Annotated in this window: 17 protein-coding genes; 10 read left to right on the top strand and 7 right to left on the bottom strand. The window is 70.0% G+C overall.

The genetic code is table 11. The features are described from left to right. The first annotated feature begins 31 nt into the window (after positions 1-31). Both AB0G35_RS21860 and AB0G35_RS21855 read left to right on the top strand, forming a co-directional pair. Positions 32-811 carry a futalosine hydrolase gene (locus tag AB0G35_RS21860; RefSeq protein WP_360952030.1) on the top strand — a complete coding sequence of 260 codons (780 nt, stop codon included), beginning with the start codon at positions 32-34 and terminating at the stop codon, positions 809-811. Beyond that, positions 808-1,659, top strand: a complete 852-nt coding sequence (locus AB0G35_RS21855) for a 1,4-dihydroxy-6-naphthoate synthase (protein ID WP_360951818.1) — start codon at positions 808-810, stop codon at positions 1,657-1,659. The genes AB0G35_RS21860 and AB0G35_RS21855 overlap by 4 nt, the downstream gene beginning before the upstream one ends. A 25-nt stretch (positions 1,660-1,684) precedes the next feature. Here AB0G35_RS21855 and AB0G35_RS21850 read toward each other — a convergent pair whose 3' ends face one another. Further along, on the bottom strand, positions 1,685-2,068 hold the full coding sequence (locus AB0G35_RS21850) for a cold-shock protein (protein ID WP_018089689.1): 384 nt from the start codon (positions 2,066-2,068) through the stop codon (positions 1,685-1,687). 194 nt (positions 2,069-2,262) lie between these two features. Here AB0G35_RS21850 and AB0G35_RS21845 point away from each other — a divergent pair, with 194 nt between their 5' ends. Further along, complete coding sequence (locus AB0G35_RS21845) at positions 2,263-2,541, top strand: hypothetical protein (RefSeq protein WP_360951815.1); 279 nt, start codon at positions 2,263-2,265, stop codon at positions 2,539-2,541. Here AB0G35_RS21845 and AB0G35_RS21840 read toward each other — a convergent pair. Continuing rightward, entirely contained in the window at positions 2,478-3,143 is a 666-nt protein-coding gene (locus tag AB0G35_RS21840) for a haloacid dehalogenase-like hydrolase (RefSeq protein WP_360951812.1), read from the bottom strand. The genes AB0G35_RS21845 and AB0G35_RS21840 overlap by 64 nt on opposite strands. Positions 3,144-3,310: 167 nt before the next feature. Beyond that, positions 3,311-4,516, bottom strand: a complete 1,206-nt coding sequence (locus tag AB0G35_RS21835; RefSeq protein WP_360951809.1) for a hypothetical protein — start codon at positions 4,514-4,516, stop codon at positions 3,311-3,313. Positions 4,517-4,693: 177 nt separating this feature from the next. On the opposite strand from AB0G35_RS21835, the gene AB0G35_RS21830 reads away from it, so the two are divergent. Further along, positions 4,694-7,387 carry a helicase C-terminal domain-containing protein gene (locus AB0G35_RS21830; RefSeq protein ID WP_360951806.1) on the top strand — a complete coding sequence of 898 codons (2,694 nt, stop codon included), beginning with the start codon at positions 4,694-4,696 and terminating at the stop codon, positions 7,385-7,387. Between the two features lie 92 nt (positions 7,388-7,479). On the opposite strand, the gene AB0G35_RS21825 is transcribed toward AB0G35_RS21830, so the two are convergent. Together AB0G35_RS21825 and AB0G35_RS21820 are read right to left on the bottom strand one after the other, a co-directional pair. Further along, positions 7,480-8,169, bottom strand: a complete 690-nt coding sequence (locus AB0G35_RS21825; protein ID WP_360951803.1) for a hypothetical protein — start codon at positions 8,167-8,169, stop codon at positions 7,480-7,482. A 58-nt stretch (positions 8,170-8,227) separates the two neighbouring features. Continuing rightward, a complete protein-coding gene (locus AB0G35_RS21820; protein WP_360951800.1) occupies positions 8,228-9,022 on the bottom strand; it encodes a glycoside hydrolase family 25 protein in 795 nt (264 codons plus the stop codon). Positions 9,023-9,520: 498 nt separating this feature from the next. Here AB0G35_RS21820 and AB0G35_RS21815 point away from each other — a divergent pair, with 498 nt between their 5' ends. From AB0G35_RS21815 to AB0G35_RS21805, 3 genes are all read left to right on the top strand, one after another. Next, positions 9,521-10,618, top strand: a complete 1,098-nt coding sequence (locus tag AB0G35_RS21815) for a peptidoglycan-binding protein (RefSeq protein WP_360951797.1) — start codon at positions 9,521-9,523, stop codon at positions 10,616-10,618. 917 nt (positions 10,619-11,535) lie between these two features. Next, on the top strand, positions 11,536-12,675 hold the full coding sequence (locus tag AB0G35_RS21810; protein WP_360951794.1) for a hypothetical protein: 1,140 nt from the start codon (positions 11,536-11,538) through the stop codon (positions 12,673-12,675). A gap of 9 nt (positions 12,676-12,684) precedes the next feature. After that, on the top strand, positions 12,685-14,322 hold the full coding sequence (locus tag AB0G35_RS21805; RefSeq protein ID WP_360951791.1) for a DUF87 domain-containing protein: 1,638 nt from the start codon (positions 12,685-12,687) through the stop codon (positions 14,320-14,322). A gap of 154 nt (positions 14,323-14,476) precedes the next feature. On the opposite strand, the gene AB0G35_RS21800 is transcribed toward AB0G35_RS21805, so the two are convergent. Then, positions 14,477-14,947: an NUDIX domain-containing protein gene (locus tag AB0G35_RS21800; protein ID WP_135791955.1), complete on the bottom strand. Its 471-nt coding sequence runs from the start codon at positions 14,945-14,947 to the stop codon at positions 14,477-14,479. Positions 14,948-14,949: 2 nt separating this feature from the next. Beyond that, positions 14,950-15,693 (bottom strand): XRE family transcriptional regulator, encoded by a 744-nt coding sequence (locus AB0G35_RS21795; protein ID WP_360951787.1) that lies wholly within the window; start codon positions 15,691-15,693, stop codon positions 14,950-14,952. A gap of 119 nt (positions 15,694-15,812) precedes the next feature. On the opposite strand from AB0G35_RS21795, the gene AB0G35_RS21790 reads away from it, so the two are divergent. From AB0G35_RS21790 to AB0G35_RS21780, 3 genes are all read left to right on the top strand, one after another. Beyond that, positions 15,813-16,043 (top strand): hypothetical protein, encoded by a 231-nt coding sequence (locus AB0G35_RS21790; protein WP_229918922.1) that lies wholly within the window; start codon positions 15,813-15,815, stop codon positions 16,041-16,043. Between the two features lie 247 nt (positions 16,044-16,290). Beyond that, entirely contained in the window at positions 16,291-16,734 is a 444-nt protein-coding gene (locus tag AB0G35_RS21785; RefSeq protein ID WP_360951784.1) for a hypothetical protein, read from the top strand. 70 nt (positions 16,735-16,804) lie between these two features. Further along, complete coding sequence (locus tag AB0G35_RS21780) at positions 16,805-17,641, top strand: protein kinase (RefSeq protein ID WP_360951781.1); 837 nt, start codon at positions 16,805-16,807, stop codon at positions 17,639-17,641. The last annotated feature ends 894 nt before the right edge of the window (positions 17,642-18,535 follow it).

Raw genomic sequence — 18,535 nt, 5'->3', positions numbered from 1 at the left:
GCTGAGCGCACCGAGCGACGCCGGCCGGCCGCTGCGGGTGCTGGCCGTCACCGCGGTGGCCGCCGAGCGCGACGCGGTGTGCGCCGCGGCGGAGCCCGGCGCGCCGGCCGTGCTGCCGGGCGGCTACGCGCTGTGCCGGGCGGACGGCGGGCCGGTGGCGCTCGACGTGCTGGCCGCGGGGGTCGGACCGGCCGCCGCGGCCGTCGGCACGGCCACCGCGCTGACCGCCGCGGCGCTCGCCGGGCAGCCGTACGACCTGGTGGTCTCGGCCGGTATCGGCGGCGGCTTCTCCCCCGGCGCGCCGCTGGGCGCGGTGGTGGTCGCGGACGCGATCGTGGCGGCCGATCTGGGCGCCGAGACCCCGGACGGCTTCGTTCCGGTCACCGATCTCGGTTTCGGGGCGGTGCGGCACCGCCCCGACCCGGCGCTGGTGAAGGCCGTCGCGACGGCGGCGGGCGCGGTCACCGGCACCGTCGTCACGGTCTCCACGGTCACCGGCAGCGCCGCCCGCGCCGACGAGCTGGCGCAGCGTCATCCGGGGGTGCTGGCCGAGGCGATGGAGGGCTTCGGGGTCGCGGAGGCGGCCGCCGCGCACGGGGTGCCCGTGCTGGAGGTCCGGGCCGTCTCCAACGCCGTCGGCCCGCGCGACCGGGCCGCCTGGCGCATCGGGGCCGCGCTCACCGCGCTGACCGGCGCCTTCCGTACGCTTCCCGGAGCCCTGGCGGCCACCGCCGGGCCGGCTCCGGATCCTCCCCCACGCTCGACTTCGCTCACGCGGGGAGACCCCCACGTCCTTGAGGAGGGCCCGTGACCCGGCCGCTGAACATCGCGTACTCGCCGTGCCCGAACGACACCTTCGTCTTCGACGCGCTGGCGCACGGCCGGGTCCCGGACGCGCCGGAGCTCGCGGTCACCTTCGCCGACATCGACCTCACCAACGGCATGGCCGAACGCGGTGAGTTCGACGTGCTGAAGGTGTCGTACGCGGTGCTGCCCTGGGTGCTCGACGAGTACGCGCTGCTGCCCTGCGGCGGGGCGCTGGGGCGCGGTTGCGGGCCGCTGGTGCTGACCCGCGAGCAGAGGTCGCCGGCGGACCTGGCGGGCCGGACGGTGGCGGTGCCCAGCGAGCGGTCGACGGCGTATCTGCTGTTCCGGCTGTGGGCGGCGGCCGAGGTGCCGGGCGGGGTCGGGGAGATCGTGGTGCTGCCGTTCCACGAGATCATGCCGGCCGTGCGGGACGGCAAGGTCGACGCCGGACTGGTCATCCACGAGGCCCGGTTCACGTACCAGGACTACGGGCTGGTGTGCCTGGCGGACATGGGCGAGCACTGGGAGCAGACCACCGGGCTGCCGATCCCGCTCGGCGCGATCATCGCCAAGCGGTCGCTGGGCGAGCGGACCCTGCGGGAGCTCGCGGCGGCCATCCGGACGTCGGTGCTGATGGCCTGGGACGACCCGGCGGCGTCCCGGCCGTACGTGCTGGAGCACGCCCAGGAGATGGACCCGAAGGTGGCCGACCAGCACATCGGGCTCTACGTCAACGAGTTCACCGCCGACCTCGGCGAGGACGGCTATGCCGCGGTGCGCGGGCTGCTCACCCGCGCCGCGGCCGAGGGGCTGGTGCCGCCCCTCGGCCGCGATGCGCTGCGTTTCGTATGAGGTGGGTGCCGGGCGGTCCTTGAGGTCAGACGTCCAGCTGGTCGGCGACCGCCCGCAGCATGCCGGCGATCTTGGCGCCGTGCACCTTGTCGGGGTAGCGGCCGCGCTCCAGCTGCTGGGTGACGTTCTCCAGGAGCGTGGTGAGGTCCTGGACGATCGAGGCGAGTTCGTCGGGCTTGCGGCGCTGTGCCGCGGCCACCGAGGGTGCGGGGTCGAGGAGTGTCACCGTCAGCGCCTGGTCGCCGCGCTGACCTGCGACGACGCCGAATTCCACGCGCTGGCCGGGCTTGAGTGCGGCCACACCGTCCGGCAGCACCGACGAGTGCACGAAGACGTCACCGCCGTCGTCGCGGGAGAGAAAGCCGAAGCCCTTCTCGCTGTTGAACCACTTGACCTTGCCGGTAGGCACGTCTGTCCTCGTCCTCGTACTCGTTGGAAAAAAACTGGGATGGGGTCTGCCGCGGAACCGCGGAAGAAACGGTCTGGATAGCAATGCAGCGGGCCGCAGGACCCGCCACCACCAAGGCTAATGGTCGCCCGGCCGGTGACAAGACGCCGCCGGGGGGATCCTCGGTGCTTCCGGTGCGGACTTACCCTGGTCAGGTGTCTGACGAAACGCCCCGGGCAGGGGATCTGCTGGTCCGAATCGGCGCGATCATGTTCCTAGTTGGCGCGCTGGCCACTCTCGCCACGGTGACGCCGCTGTTCCTCGGTTCCACGCCGCTTCCGTGGGGCTTCTACTGGCTGTGCATGCTGATGGGCGCCGGCTTCCTGGTCGCCGCGAGCGGAGTGATCCGTTCCGCGGTGGTCCAGCGGCGTCAGGCGGTGGCGGCCGCCGAGGGGTCCGCGCCGTCCGCGCCCGCTGCGCCCTCCGCGAGGTAACGCGCCAGCCAGGACGGGAACTCCGTCAGGTCGGCGAGCAGCACCTCGGCGCCGGCCGCCCGCAGCTCCGCCGCGTCGCAGGGCCCGGTGGCCACCGCCACCGACAGCGCCCCGGCGGCGTGCGCGCCCCGGACGTCACCGGTGTGGTCGCCGACGTAGACCCCCGCGTCGTGGTCGCGCAGCGCCTCGGCCTTGGCCTCCGCCCACAGCGAACCGATCACCGCGTCCGGTCCGAGGCCCAGGTGGGCCAGGTGCAGCTTGGCGTTCGGCTCGTACTTGGCGGTCACCACAATCGCCCGGCCGCCGGCCGCCTGCACCGCGGCGACGGCCTCGTGGGCGCCGGGCAGCGCGGGGGTGGGGGTGATCGCGTGCTCCGGGTACAGCGCGCGGTAGAGGGCACTGATCTCCGCCACCCGCTCCTCGGGGAACCAGCGGCGGACCTCCTCCTCCAGCGGCGGGCCCAGCCGGGTCACCGCGGCCTCGGCGTCGACATGGGTGCCGGTCCTCGCGGACAGCTCCTCGTACGCGGCCTTGATGCCGGGCCGGGAGTCGATCAGCGTCATGTCGAGGTCGAAACCGACCGTCAGGGGGTACGCAGCCATGGCCGCCATTGTGCCCGCCGCCCCACGGGCGCCCGGACGGTGGCTACGCCTAGCCGAGGTGCCGAGCGCGGCGTGCGGGCGGGCGGGCGAAGTCCTGAAGGGCCTCGACCGTCCGTCCTGAGAGGCCTGGGCCGTCAGGGCACCCTGCCGGACGGGCGCCGGCACCGCTAGCGGACCGTCCGCCGCATCCGCCACAGCAGGAACAGCGCCGAGGCGACCGCCGCGACCCGCACCACACCCGGCAGTGCCTCCATCAGCTCCTGGCCCAGCCGCCCCGGCGCGATCGGCTCGCCCCACCGCCCGTCGAACCGGCCCCACAGCCACACCAGCAGACCGCCGACGACGGTCCCGGGCACCCCGAGCGCCGCGAACTTGGCCTCGACGGGGCTGAGCCGCCGCGACACATAGGCGAGCGCCCAGCCGCCCGCCAGCGCGAGCCACGACCCCAGCACCGCCCCGGCCACCAGGAGGACCACCGCCAGCGCCGGCACCGGACTCAGCCAGGCCCGCAGCGGCACCGGCCGGGCGGCCTCCGCCGCCACCGCGTCGTCGCCCGCGCCCTCGTCCGCGCCGCCGTCCGCACCGTCCTCCGCGCGGGCCCGGGCGTCGTCCCCGTCCGCATCGCCGTCGGCCTCCGTGCCGTCCTTCCGCAGCGACGGCCGCCCGGCCGGGTCGCCCTTCGGGCGGTGCCACATCTCTGGGATCTCGATCCCGCCCACGAAGCCGGGCACCGTCTCCCCCGGCCCGTACGGCCCGGGTTCCACCCGCCACCAGTCGGGCGCGTCCTGCCCGTCACCCAGTTCGTCCGCACCGGCGAGGTGCGGCGGCAGCCCGGCGGACGGCGCGGACTCCGGCTCGCCCGCACGCGGGCCGGGCAGCTTGCCGGACGCCGGGCCCTTGGCGAATTTGGCGAGGAGGCCTCCCCTGCCGGACGCCGGCCGGTCGCCGTTCCGGGGCGCGTCGTGCCCCTCCGCCGCCCTGTCCCCGTCCGCCGTCTGCTCCTTGGGCGCCGCCTGCTCCTTGGGCGCCGCCTTGGCGAGCAGCCCGTCGCGCCAGGCCGTCAACGCGCCGAGCCGGTCGCGGACGGCGAACCGGGCGGACGGGCCGGACGAGGCGGACGGAGCCGGGTCCGGCTGCGGGGCCCCGGCCGCCGCCGGGGCGCCCCCGGCCGCCTCGACCACCGCCTCCGGCGTCCCCAGCCGCGCCAGCATCCGCTTGGTGCCCACCACCGAGTCGGCCCTCTGCGCCTCGATCTCCGTCCGGAGCCCCGACACCAGCCGCATCCGCGCGGCGGCGGGCAGGCCCCGCTGCTGGGCCAGGTCACCGACCCGGCTCAGATAGTCAAAGACGAGCTGCTCACTCTCGATCCCCACGAAATCCCCTGCGGCGTCCGCTGGTTGCTGCCCCGACGGTACCGCGCCGGCCGCCGCCCGGCCCGGAGCGGCGGCGCGGCGCCGGCGGATCCCCCGCGGGCGGCCCGGCGCCGGATCCTCCGGTACCCCGCCGCCGCTCCCTGCCCCTCCCCCGTCCGCCCGGCTAACGTTGTACGAATGACCACCGATACCCCCCGGACCCTCGCCGAGGAGCTGCGGACCCGTAGTGACAGCGGGCTCGTCGGGCTGCTGCGGGCACGGCCCGATCTCCTCAGCCCGGTGCCGGGCGACGTCACCCAGCTGGCGACCCGGGCCGGGACCCGGGCATCGGTGGTGCGCGCGGTGGAGCGGCTGGACCGGTTCGCGCTGCAGACCGCCGAGGCGCTGGCGGTGGCGCCCGACCCGTGCCCGTACGACACGCTGGGCGCGCTGATGGGCGGGGACGCCGGGGACGAGGCGGTGGCCGCCGCGCTGCCCGGGGCCGTCGCGGAACTGCGCGGGCAGGCCCTGGTGTGGGGGCCGGACGACCGGTTGCGGCTGGTGCGGACGGCCCGGGAGCTGCTGGCACCCGGCGCCACGCGCCCGTCGCCGACCGGTCTGGGCCCGACGGTCGCCGAGGCGGCCGCCGGGATGTCGCCCGGCCGGCTGCAGGAGATCCTGGCCGCGGCCGGGCTGCCCCCCACCCACGACCCGGTCTCCGCGGTCGCCGCGCTGACCGCGCTGTTCCGCGACCGGGAGCGGATGGCGGCGCTGCTGGACACCGCGCCGGCCGAGTCCGTCGCCGTCCTCGACAGGCTGCTGTGGGGCCCGCCGTACGGCGCGGTCACCGACCGCCCGGCCCCCCATCTGCACTGGCTGCTCGACCGCGGTCTGCTGCTGCCGGCGGGCGCCCGCAACGTCGTACTGCCGCGGGAGGCGGCGCTCCATCTGCGCGGCGGGCGCGCGCACCGCAGTCCGGAGCCGGTGCCGCCGGCGCTGACGCCCACGACGGAACGCGATCCACAGCTTGTGGACAACGCCGCGGCGAGCCAGGCGTTCACCGCCCTGGCGACCGTCGAGGAACTGCTCAAGGAGTGGGACCTGGGCGGCCCGCCCGTGCTGCGCGCCGGCGGGATGAGCGTCCGCGACCTCAAGCGCACCGCGACCGCCCTGGACACCACCGAACGGCTCGCCGCCTTCTGGCTCGAACTCGCCTACGCGGCCGGGCTGATCGCCTCCGACGGCGAGGCCGACGAGCGGTACGCGGCCACCCCGGCCGCCGAGGAGTGGCGGCAGCTGCCCGATCACGAGCGATGGGCGGTGCTGGCGGCCGGCTGGCTGGCCGCGACCCGCACCTCGGGCGTGGTCGGCACCGCCGACGCGAAGGGGCGCGCGCTCGCCGCCCTCGGACCGCACCTGGACCGCTCCCCGGCCCCCGAGGTCCGCCGCCGCGCCCTCGCCCTGCTCGCCACGCTCCCGCCCGGCACGTCCGTACCGGCGTCGACCGTGCTGTCCCGGCTGCGGTGGGAACGACCGCTGCGCGGTGCGGCGGGGCCGGCGGCGAGCGGCGCCGCGGGGCCGGCAGCGGGCGGTGGCCCGGGGTCGACGGCGGGCGGCGCGCCGGGGTCTGCGGCGGGCGGCACACCGGGGTCTGCGGCGGGCGGTGGCCCGGAGTCCGAGTCCGCCGCCGACGGCCTCCGCTCGCGGCTGGCCCAATGGACCCTGGAAGAGGCCGAGTTGCTGGGCGTCACCGGGCGCGGCGCACTCGCCACCCACGGCCGGGCACTGATCGGCATGGCGGAAGCGGAGACGGGAGCAGGGCCGGCGGCAGAGGGCGGGACCGGCGCGAAAGCCCGGGCGGGCGCGGAAACCGGAGCGGGCGCGGAAGCCGGGGCGGAGGCGTCGTCCCTGACGGCCGGAGCGGCGTCCGAGGCCGAGGTACGCGCCGCGGCGACCCGGGCCGCCGGGCTGCTCGCCCCGCTCCTCCCCGAACCCCTCGACCACGTCCTCCTCCAGGCGGACCTGACCGCGGTCGCCCCCGGGCCGCTGCAGCGCCCGCTCGCCGAGGCGCTGGACGTCCTCGCGGACATCGAGTCCAAGGGCGGTGCGACGGTCTACCGCTTCACCCCGGCCTCGGTCCGCCGCGCCCTCGACGCCGGCCGTTCCGCCGCCGAACTGAAGGACTTCCTCAGCAGCCACTCCCGTACGCCGGTCCCCCAGCCGCTCGCCTACCTCATCGACGACGTCGCCCGTAAGCACGGCCGGCTGCGGATCGGCGCGGCCTCCGCCTACGTCCGCTGCGACGACGACGCGCTGCTCTCCGAGATCCTCGCCGACCGGCGCGCCGCCGGACTCCGCCTGCGCCGGCTGGCCCCGACCGTGCTCGCCGCGCAGACCGCACCCGAGCAACTCCTCGACGGGCTACGGGCGATGGGCTACGCCCCGGCCGCCGAGTCCGCCGCCGGCGACGTCCTGATCGCCCGCGCCGACTCGTACCGCACCCCGCCGCGGACCGCCCCCGCCCCCGTCCCGGACGGCCCGCCGTCCCCCGACCGCACCCTCCTCGAGGCGGCGGTGCGCGCCATCCGCGCCGGCGACCTCGCCGCCACGGCGGAACGCCGGCCGGTGCACGCCCCCGCCCCGGCCCCCGGCACGTTCCCCCGCACCACCTCCGCCGAGACCCTCGCCACCATGCAGGCCGCGGTGCTGACCAACTCCGCGCTGTGGATCGGCTACGTCAACGCGGACGGTGCGGCCAGCCAGCGGGTGATCGCCCCGGTACGGGTGGAGGGCGGCTTCGTCACGGCGTACGACCACACCGCCGACGAGGTGCGCACGTATCCGCTGCACCGGATCACCGGGGTCGCGGAACTGGCCGACGACGTGGTGTGAGGCGGCCGGGCCGCCGCCGCACACCGGCGCGCCGTCCGGCCGCCGCCACGAGGGCGACGGCCGGACGGCGGGGAACCCGGTGCGGTTCCGGATCAGCGCGGCCAGCCGCAGTGCACGTGGGTGCCGTGTCCCGCGTCGCCCGGCCCGAGGACCTCCCGCGCACCGAGCTTCCGGCACGCGGCCATCAGGGCACGGTGCGGCGCCCCGCTGCCCACGTGGCGGCCGTTGATGTGGGTGAGGTCGAAGGCCAGCCCCGCGTAGTGCTTGGAGCGGGTGCTGTGGTCACCGCCGACGACCTCGGACACCGCGATGCGGTAGCCGTACTGCGTCCGCAGCTTCAGCAGCCCGCCCAGCATCCGGGTGTCCAGGGCCACCCGGCGGTTGGGCCGGTCGCCCCAGGGGCTGGTGAGCGCGCCCTTGCCGTGCGCGGTGTCGACGATGTTCTGCCGCGCGGAGGAGGCCGGGTGCGGGCGGCTGACGTGGGTGGTGGCCAGCGCGATCCCGTTCGTCCGCAGGATCTGCTGCGCCAGCGCGGCCCGGCTCGGCGCGGCGGACGCGGACGCGGACGCGGGGGCGGAGGCGGGGGCGGAGGCGGGCGCGGCCGCCGCGGAGGCGGAAGCGGCCGACGGGGTGGCGGAGGCGGTGGCCGAGGCGGGGGTGGCGGTGCCCAGGAGGGCGGTCAGCGCCAGCGCCCCGGCGACCAGCCGCGGAGCGCGCGCGGTGGCCACGGAGCGGGGCAGGGAGCGGGGAAGGGAGCGGGGGAGGGAACGGGAGAGGGGCATATCGACTCCTTGTCAGTTTCCGTCTGTGGTGCGGTGATGGGTGGTACCGGGCCGGCGATCAGCCGGCCAGATCCCGCAGCTGCGCGAGGCTGCCGCGGAAGACGTTGCGGTCGCCGGTCCCCGGGATCCCGGGGGTGCGACCGTGCTCGGTGTGCTGCCAGAACGTCCAGGAGCGGCCGGCACCGGGCACCGGCTGCGGCTCCTCCGCGCCGCTGCCGTAGCGCGCGAGCCACAGCCGGTGGCCGGCGAAGGCCCGTCCGTCGCCGCCCATGCACTCCTTCACGAAGGACGCCCGGGTGTAGACGATCGGCGCGACCTTGAAGGCCCTGCGCACCTCCCGGAGGAACACCGCCACCTGCTGCGGGCGCAGCGCGGCGGGGCAGGCCTCCTTCCCGATGCGCCGCACCTTCTCCACGTCCAGTACGGGCGGGAGCTCACCGGCGCGACCGCCCCGGTAGCCGGCCGCGCGGGCGACGGTGATGAACTGCCGCGCCTGGGCGGCGCCGTCGGTGGTGCTCTTGGGGTCGAAGAAGTGGTAGGGCGCGTGCAGCAGTGACGTACGGGCGACCGCCGCGTAGTCACGGGTGAACCACGCGTCGTTGCCCGCCGCGCCGGGCCCCTGGCTGGCCTTGAGGAAAGCGAAACTGTGCGCCTTCGCCACCCGGTTCCAGTCGATCCGCTCGTTCTCGTGCTCCCCGTGGCTGTAGTGGCTGGTGTCCACGCCGGCCACGGAGTACGCCGCCGGCGTCGCGGCCTGCACCGGTGTCGCCGGGAGTGCGACCGCGGTGAGCGTCGCCACCACTACGGCACGGGCAAGCGCGGCACCTACCCGAACGGGTGATGTCAGGGGCATATGTCATTCCCTCGTTCTCGTTGCTGCACAGGTCGGTCGGACGCTCCCTCACCGGATCCGCGCAGGCCGGAGCAACCCTTGGCCAGGGGTGGAAACGGGAGGGGAAGTGCGGGGCCCGGTCGGCCGCGCTCCTCAACGATGCAGGAACGGCAGGGGAGTTCACCACGATCTGCCAGGCTCCGGCTCATGCATCCATGCAGCGGCCCGATGCACGGCGCTGACCTGCACGTATGCAGAACCCGTCGGACGGCACCACAGACCGCCGGACCCCTTCGGAGAACACCGAGCGGGCGCCGGGCCGACGGAGGACACACCAGGCACGAGCCGGACACGAGCCGGACACGGACGACGTACGGATGAGGGAGGGCCGAGCGGCGGCCGACGAACGGCCGAGGCACGGCCGCCCCGGGGGGAAGCATGACGGGATCAACCAGCCCGGACGGCGAGACGGGCCGCGCGAATGGTTCGGCCAGCCTCGGGAGAGGCGAGACGGGCCGCATGATCGGTTCGGCGGCGCACGATGCGGAGGGGGAGGCGGGCCGCACGAACGGTACGGCCGGCCTTGGGAAGGGCGAAGCGGGCCTCGGGAAAGGCGAAGCGGGCCGCACGAACGGTTCGGCGGCGCACGATCCGGCCGGGGAGGCGGGCCGGGCCCTGGCCCAATTACTGCGGCGCTGGTGGGAGGCGTCCGCCCGGGACGGCCGCCCGAAGCCCACCCAGCAGTCCCTGGCCGGGCGGCTGGGCATCGACCAGACCACCCTGTCCCGCTACCTCAACCCCGGCCACCCCTCCACCGCCCCGCTCAGGACCGTCGAACTCCTCCACACCGTCCTCCGGGCGCCGGCCGCCGACCTCCCCCGGGCCCGCGCGCTCTCCCAGCAGGCCACCATCACCGCCTCGGCCCGCCGCACCCCCCGCCCCCGCACCGCTCCCGACACCTCCCCCGAGGCCACCCCCAAGGCCACCCCCGACGCCCCACCCCTCACCACGACCCCCACCGCCCCGCACCCGCCGACGCCGCCCCGCCGCGCCGTCGCCCGTGCCTCTGCCCGTACCGCCCTCGCCCTCCTGGGCGTCCTCGCCCTCGGCACCGGCATCGGCCTCGCATGGGGCACCCTCGCCCACCGCGACGACGCCCCGGCCGCCTCCGTGCACCCGACGGCCAGGGCCACCCGGTGGCCACTGGTCCGCAAGGGCCACCTCATGTGGTCGGCGCGCACGGTCCAGTACCTCCTCCAGGCCCACGGCTACGACGTCCGGCCGGACGGCGACTTCGGGCCCGGGACGGCGGCCGCCGTCAAGAAGTTCCAGTCCGCGCACGGCCTGCTCCCCGACGGCAAGGTCGGCGACCGGACCTGGTCGCACCTGATCATCCGCGTCGATTCCCACAACGACACCGAGCCGGCCGTCCTGGCCCTCCAGTACCTGCTCGACAACACCGGCATCCCCACCGACCAGACCGGCCTCTTCACCCCCTCCACCGTCCGCTCCCTGGAGGAGTTCCAGCGCTCCCACCGCCTCTCCCCCACCGGCATCGCCGACGCCCCCACCTGGCAGGCCCTCCTCACCGCCCAGGGCCCACCCGTCCACCGCTGACCTGCCGGGCTGCCCGGTCGGCCGGTCTCCGCTCCTCCCGGCCTGCCGGTCTCCGCTCCTCCCGGTCGGCCGGTCTCCGCTCCTCCCCCGCTTCCCCGCCGATGGGGCACACTGGAGATTTGGCCGTACGGGACGCTCCCGTGCCGGGCCGCACACCCAACGAAAGGGCGAGGCGCATGAACGGACCCCTCATCGTCCATACGATCAGGCGCGATGCACACACTAACGGATAGGTCCGAGCTGTGGAGTGGTCTACCTGGTCAGTGTGTGCGCAGGCCCGCCGAGGGAGAGCGTCGACGTCGTCACGGAGCGAACTCGGGTCAGCCTTGGGCGGGGAACGATGATCACCGAGGAGCCATCACCATGCCTGCACGGCCAGAGTCGCGAACCGGCCATCGATCCAAGGCAGAGGACAACAGTGGGACCGCGTAAGCCTTCCAAGGGGCACCGCCAACCTCAGGAGCACCGCACGGCTTGCAGCGTTCGAGCCTTCAACCTTCCGACCCGTGGGAGCGGGCAGGGCGCCGGGCGGGAGCTCCATCTTCGTCTCAGCTGTCGCTAGTGACCGTAGTCAACGGCGCTCAGCTCCGGCTAGCGGCGGGGCCGTGCCTCCAACGAGCGTCGACAGGGCCGCGCTCCTGTCCTCTCGGGCATACCCGGCACTGGCCGCATGTCTCCGTTTCCCTCCAACCTGGCCGGCGTCCGTCCCGCGCGGCGCTTGAGGACAAAAAAAGGGGGGTACGACGGCGATCGACCTCAACTGGGTGACAACGAGGGTCGCAGCGATTGAGCAACTACATCATTCACCCCTCTGTCGTCGCTCGCACCACCTAGCATGAAGTGCACCAGGGTGCGCGCTGTGGGTAGTTGGCGCCACTGGCGCCACACCCTCTGCCCCGAGCACTCCGGAGTAGCTGTTGACCGATCTTGCGAGTAGCCCCCTTCCCGTGGATGACGGTGGGCACGACGCCATCAAAGGGTTCGCATACCAGTTCGACAAGACCCTTCTTGAGATCATTCGGAGCCCGCGACAAAGGCTTCAGATCGAAGGCGCGCAAGATCTGAGTGGCGAGCACTATCACATGCAGATCAAGAACCGGTCCGGGAAGTTCTATCTATCGTCGATAGGCAAAGCGGTCCGTAAAATGTTTTCACAGTTTGAGATCAGCCGCCATCCCTCCTACATCTTGCACTGCCACTTTGCGGATCAAACCCCTGGCACCAGCCGATCGCTCAACACTGGTGAACTGGATAGTTTGCTCGCTGACCAGTCCCATACAGTCGATAAAGACTTGAAATTGCAGTTCCTGAAGTCCTTCTCCATCCACTTTTCGGAGGACTACGAAACACAGTTCAAGAACGTGTTGGATTGCATCACTTCCGAGCTTTCCGCTAAGGACTCCACGGAAGCACTCTCCTACCACGCGATTCTTCACGCATATCTGAGAAACCTGGTTTTGACGAAACCTCTAGGTTCTCGTTGGGTCGGGCTCAATGACTTGAAGGCAGCAGTCAAGGAAGCGCAAAGCGCCATCTTCACTGCCACCTACGTCACCTATTGCGGGTACGAGAAGTACCTGAAAATGGTTAGAAGGCAGTACCTTCCGCGACGCGTCAATGTCCCGAACATCGAGCGGCTATTTTCCTTTGAGTGCACCCAGGAGACTAACCCGCAAGACATTGCGGAGGCTGTACTACACATCTGCGAGAGGTACCGCATTGAGGAGAACTCTCCAGCCCCCTATTTCACATTCCGCGGCAAGTTCGACGATCGCTCCATAAAGGCAAGCCTTTGGGAGGCTGGAGCCTACTTCAATGACGGGCGCGGATACCATGGTGGGAACTTTAGGATGGAAATCCTAACCAACCCTCCCTTCGGGGCCGCTCGTATCAAAATCGTGGAGCCAGTGCAACTGCATGACCTCATGACCGAGGTGAGATTTAAGGAGTTCCACGACTTCTTCCTAGTTGAGAAGACTGATTCTCCGATCCCGGTACCGCGTCCACATCACGTGTTTTTGGAATCTCATGGCGACCTGATCGAAGTGTTCCGATAGGGCGGTCTAATGTCTAGCGCAGAAGTAATCGCTGTCTACCCTAACCGTATCAAGATCGCAGTCCACGACATTGGTGAGCTTGCCGATGGCGATCCTGTTGAAGTCGGCTCATATCTAAAAATCTACGACAGCTTGCAGGGCGCCATTATGGCGATCATTGAGAGTTATTCGATCGAGCTTCGCCCCAGCAAGGAAGGAGGGGAAGACCGACAAAAGGTGTACGTCATCGAAGCAGTACCGCTTGGCTTCGTTGATGGTGACGGACGCTTCTCCCGTGGCGGCGGCGGGATCGCCATTCCGCCGAAAAAAGTATCAGTCGCCGTGAAGGATGAGGTCCAGCGCATCTATGACACAGTCGAAACGGAGAAGAGGTTTCACTTCGCTCAATTAGCGCAAGACATTTCGGTAGACGTTCCGGTTGATGGCGATAAGTTCTTCAGCCGCCACGTCGCGGTTGTAGGGTCCACGGGGTCGGGCAAATCTCATGCCATCGCAAGAATTATCCAGACTGCGACTCAGATTCGCGATGAGACTTACGGCGAGTACAGCCTAAATAACGCACACGTCGTGATCTTCGACATCCACTCTGAATACAAGACTGCATTCCCGGAGGCGAATCACCTTTCCGTTGAATCTCTCATTCTCCCCTACTGGCTGCTAAACGCCGAGGAGCTTCAGGATCTTTTTATCGAAAGCAACGAAGAACAGTCACACAATCAGATCGCGGTTCTGAAGAAATCCATCACAGAGAACAAACGGACACACTTCGAAGGGTCGGAGGAGAAGCGCGATCTAATCCACTACGAGTCCCCCATCTTCTTTGAGATCAGTGAGGTACTTGATGCAATTAGGGCGAAAAATGAACAGCGTATTGCCACACCCGGGAAGACTACTGATCGGGCGGGCCCACTCTTCGGCAAGCTTGATAACTTCATCACGCGACTTGAGAACCGCGTTCTCGACAGGCGCCTAGATTTCCTGTTGGGGGACAGGGCAAAATCGGTGAACCTTGAATCCGTTCTCCGCCAGTTCACCGGATACAACCCCGATTCCCTTGCAAACGTAACGGTGATCGACCTTAGTGGCGTTCCGTTTGAGGTCCTCAGTATCACTGTCTCACTGGTGTCCCGATTGCTTTTTGACTACTCGTACTACTTCAAGAAACTCAACGCATCTTCCCAGGTGGAAACTCCGCTTCTACTCGTGTACGAAGAAGCTCACAAGTACGTGCCGAAGAGTGGACTGGCAAAGTTCAGCGCATCCAGAAACTCGATCGAGAGGATCGCCAAGGAGGGCAGGAAGTACGGCATTACTGCCGCTATCGTAAGCCAGAGGCCGGCTGAGATTTCGGAAACAATTTTCTCTCAGTGCAGCAACTTCCTCGCCATGCGGCTTACGAACCCAGAGGATCAGAATTACGTCAAACGTCTATTGCCAGACTCTTTGGGCCCCCTGACTGAGTCTCTTCCCGTACTGAGTTCAGGCGAGGCTCTCTTGTTGGGTGACGCAGCAGTCATGCCGTCGAAGGTTGTGATGGAGCAGGCCCGCCCTGCCCCCTCTTCAAGTGACGTTAGGTACATGGCTGAGTGGATTAAGCCGTGGCAGGACGTTGAGTTCGTACGCGTGGTCGAGGACTGGCAGAAGTAGCTGGGACTGTCTTCGGAGTGCACAGGATGTCCCAGTAGTCACACTCGTAACCCTATGCTTGACGACGCTCGGGCCTATCCCAGGTGCAGCCGTAAAGGCCGGCACTTCGCAACTTGGTACTACGAAGCGGTAGCGCGATGGCCGGAGAATAAGGTCAGCCGAGATAGGGACGCTCACGGTGCTCCAAGAAATGTCGAATCCGGAGCTGCTGCGTGTGGTGCATCGGCAGTTGATCGATTTCCTCCGGCTGGACGAACCTTAGCTCCGTGGACTCGTCCGAGATCGCGAGTCGGCCCCCGACTACTCGGGCTGTGAAGCAGACATTGAACTGGCGACGCACTTCACCGTCCGTATAGGCGATGACATGACGCGGGTCGGTATACGTCCCAACGAGCCCGGTGATCTCCACGTCCAGGCCCGTTTCCTCCTTCACCTCCCGGATGGCGGTTCCCGGTAGCGAGTCGGTCATCTCCATGCCGCCGCCGGGCAGAGCCCAGAGATCGTTGTCTCGCCGGCGCTGTAGGAGAATGCGTCCTTCGTCGTCAGTGACCACTGCGGACGCCGCAACGACCAGACTGTTGGGCTTGGGAGCATCTGGATCGTCGTAGTACTCGGTTCGCGCCATGATCACCTTTCTTGGACTGGCGTCGCGGTCGCCCACACCGCAGTGAAGCTGTCCGCGTACGTATCGAACATGCCGCCTGACCCACTTCGGCGCAGGTGCCACACAGGAGCACCGTAGGCGTTCACGCCCCAGACATGGGCGTTGACCAGCGCCTGGTCATCCGCACGATAGATCGAGTTGTAGAGCGTGGTGGCGTGGGTCCGCACCTCGATGCCGGATACCCCGGCCAGGGGGCGATAGTGCATGAGGGCAAGTCGGCAGCGGGACTCGATCCCGTGACCGAACCTCTCTTCGGCGCCGCGCTGTTGGACATTCGCACTATCCGGATCGCCGATCGCGATACGGACCGCACAACCGTCGGCAGCTCGCTCGCGCAACAGGTCATTCAGCCGCGGGTACGCCTCGTGCAGGAAGACGGCGGCGTACACCAACACGTCGATGTGCTCGCGGGCCTGGGTCAGCATGTCCACGAAGGTGGATACGGGGAGGTCCGCCCGCTGGTCGTAGAGGGCCACAAGTTCCGGACTGACGGCGCGGGCAGGGCGTGCCTGCCGGAGCGCGGGCCAAAGAGCGTGCACGTCTTCTCCTAGTATTTCCGCTGTCAGCATGGCTGTGGCACGACGCGGTGTACGCCCCAAGTTGACCCATCTTTCAACGGACTTGGGATCAACCTCGACCTTGTTCGCAAGGGCGGCGTACGTCCAGCCGCCGGCGGCCATGGCAGCACGTAGCCTCTCGTTCGGCATCCCAATCTCTCCTAACACTCGGGGACGGCACCAGGGACGTTCTACACGACGCGGGACGTCCCGAAGTGGGTTTTGTCGGAGGTTCCAACGTCCCGATGAGCGGCGGAATGCTCGTCCTCATGGCGAGCAACCAGCAGACCAGACCAGGCATTGGTGCATTGGCGAAGGACACTGCCAGTGGACGTATCGGCGTCGTCATGGGTGAGGTCGGTGCCCGGGTGCAGATAAGGCCCATGGGCGGCGGGATCGAGTGGGATGCCATGCCGGACAACGTGGTGGCGCCGACAGCGCGGGAGGAACTGAGCGCGCGTCTTGCCATCAGGAACGGCAACAGCCGCGACGGCCTGTGATGCGCGCCATCGGTCGGTACGCGGGGGTTTTGTTCATCGTCTTGATCAGTGGGTCCTGTGGCCTGGTGATCGGCATGGCCCTCGGTATCAGCCAGTAGACCGGCCGCCCCGGACGGGGTGCCACCTTCCTTGGCTCCCCCTTCCCCGTTCGGGGCCGGCCTTCCATCCCCCGGTCGTCGCGGGACGTGCCTCGTCGACCGGTGTGGGCGCAAGTGCCAGAGCACAGCGACACTCAAGGAGTCTTCGCATGACGACAACGGCCAACGACCAGAGGACCGGCCGCGCGGTGGCTGGTGAGGAGCTGTCCGACAGCCTCACCCACTTCGTGGTCACCCACAACGGACAGCCCCGCGAGCGCGCCGAGAGGATCGCGGACCAGGCCGTGGCCTTCGTGGTCACGGCCGCGACCGCCACCGTCCCCATGGTCCCGTCGGACGACGTGGACCTCGGGCTACACGCCCTCATCCTGCACACGAAGGAGTACGCCGACCTGTGCGAGCGGTTCGCGGGCCGCTTCCTCCACCACAACCCCAAGCCGGGTGGCGGGGCGCGTGAGCCGGAGAAGGTGGCCGCGTCCGCGCACGCGATGAAGGCGGCCGGGTTCATGGTCTTCGACGACCTGTGGACCGTGGACGGCACGAACCTCGCGCAGTGCGACTCCGACTGCGGCCGGCCGTACGGTCAGGCGTAGCGACACGACACCAGCGGCGCGGCTGGCCTCGATGTTGGGTCGGCCGCGCCGCCCGGAAGGAGAACCGACGTTGTCCGGGACATCCCCTGAACTGCCGATCGTCGTGCTCGACGCGCTCATGCCCACGACTCAGCGCCTGGTCCTCAACCGCCGGGGCTCCATGGTCTGGGAAGTAGAGAGCCATCGGGGCCACTACGCCGTGAAAGTCGGCTATCCGATCGAGGCAACGGTCGAATGGCCTGCCCAGCTCTGGACGGCGCTCGCGCCCGCACGCGAAGGCGCGGTGTTGTACCGCCTGGGCCTACATGACTTCGCGTACGGCGAGTGGGACGGCGGTACCTGGAACTTCCAGCCGTGGCGGGAAGGACCGGACCTCTACCAGCTGTGGGAGCCTTGCCGTAAGCCGGGCTCGCGCATCGATCCGCACACGAGCGTCGCCCTGGGCTGCGTGGAGGCGCTGGCCGAACTGCACGCCAAAGGATGGGCGCACGGTGACGTGCAGCCCGCGCACTTCATCATCGGACCCGAGCGGACGCACCTGATCGATCTGGCTTTGGCGCGCGGTGGTCGGGTGCCCGAGGGTTACGACTTCCCGTTCCGCGGCTGCCTCGTCCACTACGAAGCCCCGGAGATCGCGCGCAGTGTGCTCGACACCGGAGAGGCTGAGCCCACCCAGGAAGCCGACATCTACGCGCTCGGCGCTTCCCTGCTCATCTCCGCCACAGGCTGGCGGGCAGTCGAGTACCCCGACGACGCACCGCGCCCTGTGCAGCGAATGGCCGTGGCAGACGGCAAGCGACGGCCCGTCAAGGCGCGGGGTGAGCTGGGCGAACTGATCGAGGCCATGCTCAGCCACGCTCCCGAAGACAGGCCAACGATCTACGAGGTGGGCAAGGCTCTGAGCTGAAGCCGAAGCGTCGGCAGCCTGCGAAGGCGCGACCCACTGCGACGACCAACAAACAGAGACCGGACCACCCTCAGCCTGGACAGCGTGCCGGGTGGTCCGGTCGTGGAAGCCCTGATCAGGACCCCGGTGCCGATGGTACCGGGGTGGTCGGCGTGCCTGAACGCGGGTGCGGCTGCAACCCCGGTACCCCCATGTGAAGTTCGAGAGGGTTCTTGTTGCAGAGCGGTCGGCCGTATCCCAGTCCTGACCTGCACCACCGAAAGTCAGCCACGGCGGCGGGCTCGCCGTACGAGCACCCGTCACGTATGTCTCCAGCAACCCCCTGCCGGCCTCAGCCACGCTTCATCCCATCGTCACGGCCCTCGTCCCGATCCCGGCCTGGGCGTTGCCGACGCGGCTGCCTGACGCATGGGCCTGCCTGCGGTCGTGAAGTCCAGCGGCTGCGAAGCGCGGACCGGTCGGGCGGCAGGGCCTCGCTTGGTAGGTGTCGGCCAGGTCCTGGTACTCGGACTGGTCGGGGCGCTTCCTGCTCAGGCTGTCCGCCTCGGCATGGCTGCGCGCTGAGCGGGTGGGGGCCGCCGGAGCGATGGCGGAGACAAGGAGCGGCGGCGGCCCATGGCCGCCAGCGCGCGCGGCCCGCCGTAGGCGGGCCGCCTTGATCCAGTAAAGAAACTCTGAACAGCTCCGGTGCCCTGGGCCCTCTAGTACTCCAGCAGGATTTCGCTGTCTGACCTGCGTCTTTGGCTGGGTGGCGGGAGTGTAGCGGGACTTCGATCGTGCGGGGGCGGTCTCACGGAGACCGCCCCTCGATCGTGCGACACCGCCGCAGGTAGTGACAACGGCGGGGCAGCCTCCCAAGGTGATCACCGAGTTTGCCGCCGCGCAGTGGGACCT

The sequence above is a fragment of the Streptomyces sp. NPDC021749 genome, assembly GCF_040640655.1.
In the GTDB taxonomy this organism is placed as follows: Bacteria; Actinomycetota; Actinomycetes; order Streptomycetales; family Streptomycetaceae; genus Streptomyces.
Note: the sequence above shows the minus strand (reverse complement) of the source record. Positions and strands in the feature narration are given on the sequence as shown.

What these genes read in the sequence shown, in the direction of transcription:
- AB0G35_RS21840 (WP_360951812.1), bottom strand. Translation starts at nt 3,143, where the DNA reads ATGGCTGCGTACCCCCTGACGGTCGGTTTCGACCTCGACATGACGCTG.
- AB0G35_RS21830 (WP_360951806.1), top strand. Translation starts at nt 4,694, where the DNA reads ATGACCACCGATACCCCCCGGACCCTCGCCGAGGAGCTGCGGACCCGT.
- AB0G35_RS21825 (WP_360951803.1), bottom strand. Translation starts at nt 8,169, where the DNA reads ATGCCCCTCTCCCGTTCCCTCCCCCGCTCCCTTCCCCGCTCCCTGCCC.
- AB0G35_RS21820 (WP_360951800.1), bottom strand. Translation starts at nt 9,022, where the DNA reads ATGCCCCTGACATCACCCGTTCGGGTAGGTGCCGCGCTTGCCCGTGCC.
- AB0G35_RS21815 (WP_360951797.1), top strand. Translation starts at nt 9,521, where the DNA reads ATGATCGGTTCGGCGGCGCACGATGCGGAGGGGGAGGCGGGCCGCACG.
- AB0G35_RS21805 (WP_360951791.1), top strand. Translation starts at nt 12,685, where the DNA reads ATGTCTAGCGCAGAAGTAATCGCTGTCTACCCTAACCGTATCAAGATC.
- AB0G35_RS21800 (WP_135791955.1), bottom strand. Translation starts at nt 14,947, where the DNA reads ATGGCGCGAACCGAGTACTACGACGATCCAGATGCTCCCAAGCCCAAC.
- AB0G35_RS21795 (WP_360951787.1), bottom strand. Translation starts at nt 15,693, where the DNA reads ATGCCGAACGAGAGGCTACGTGCTGCCATGGCCGCCGGCGGCTGGACG.
- AB0G35_RS21790 (WP_229918922.1), top strand. Translation starts at nt 15,813, where the DNA reads ATGGCGAGCAACCAGCAGACCAGACCAGGCATTGGTGCATTGGCGAAG.
- AB0G35_RS21785 (WP_360951784.1), top strand. Translation starts at nt 16,291, where the DNA reads ATGACGACAACGGCCAACGACCAGAGGACCGGCCGCGCGGTGGCTGGT.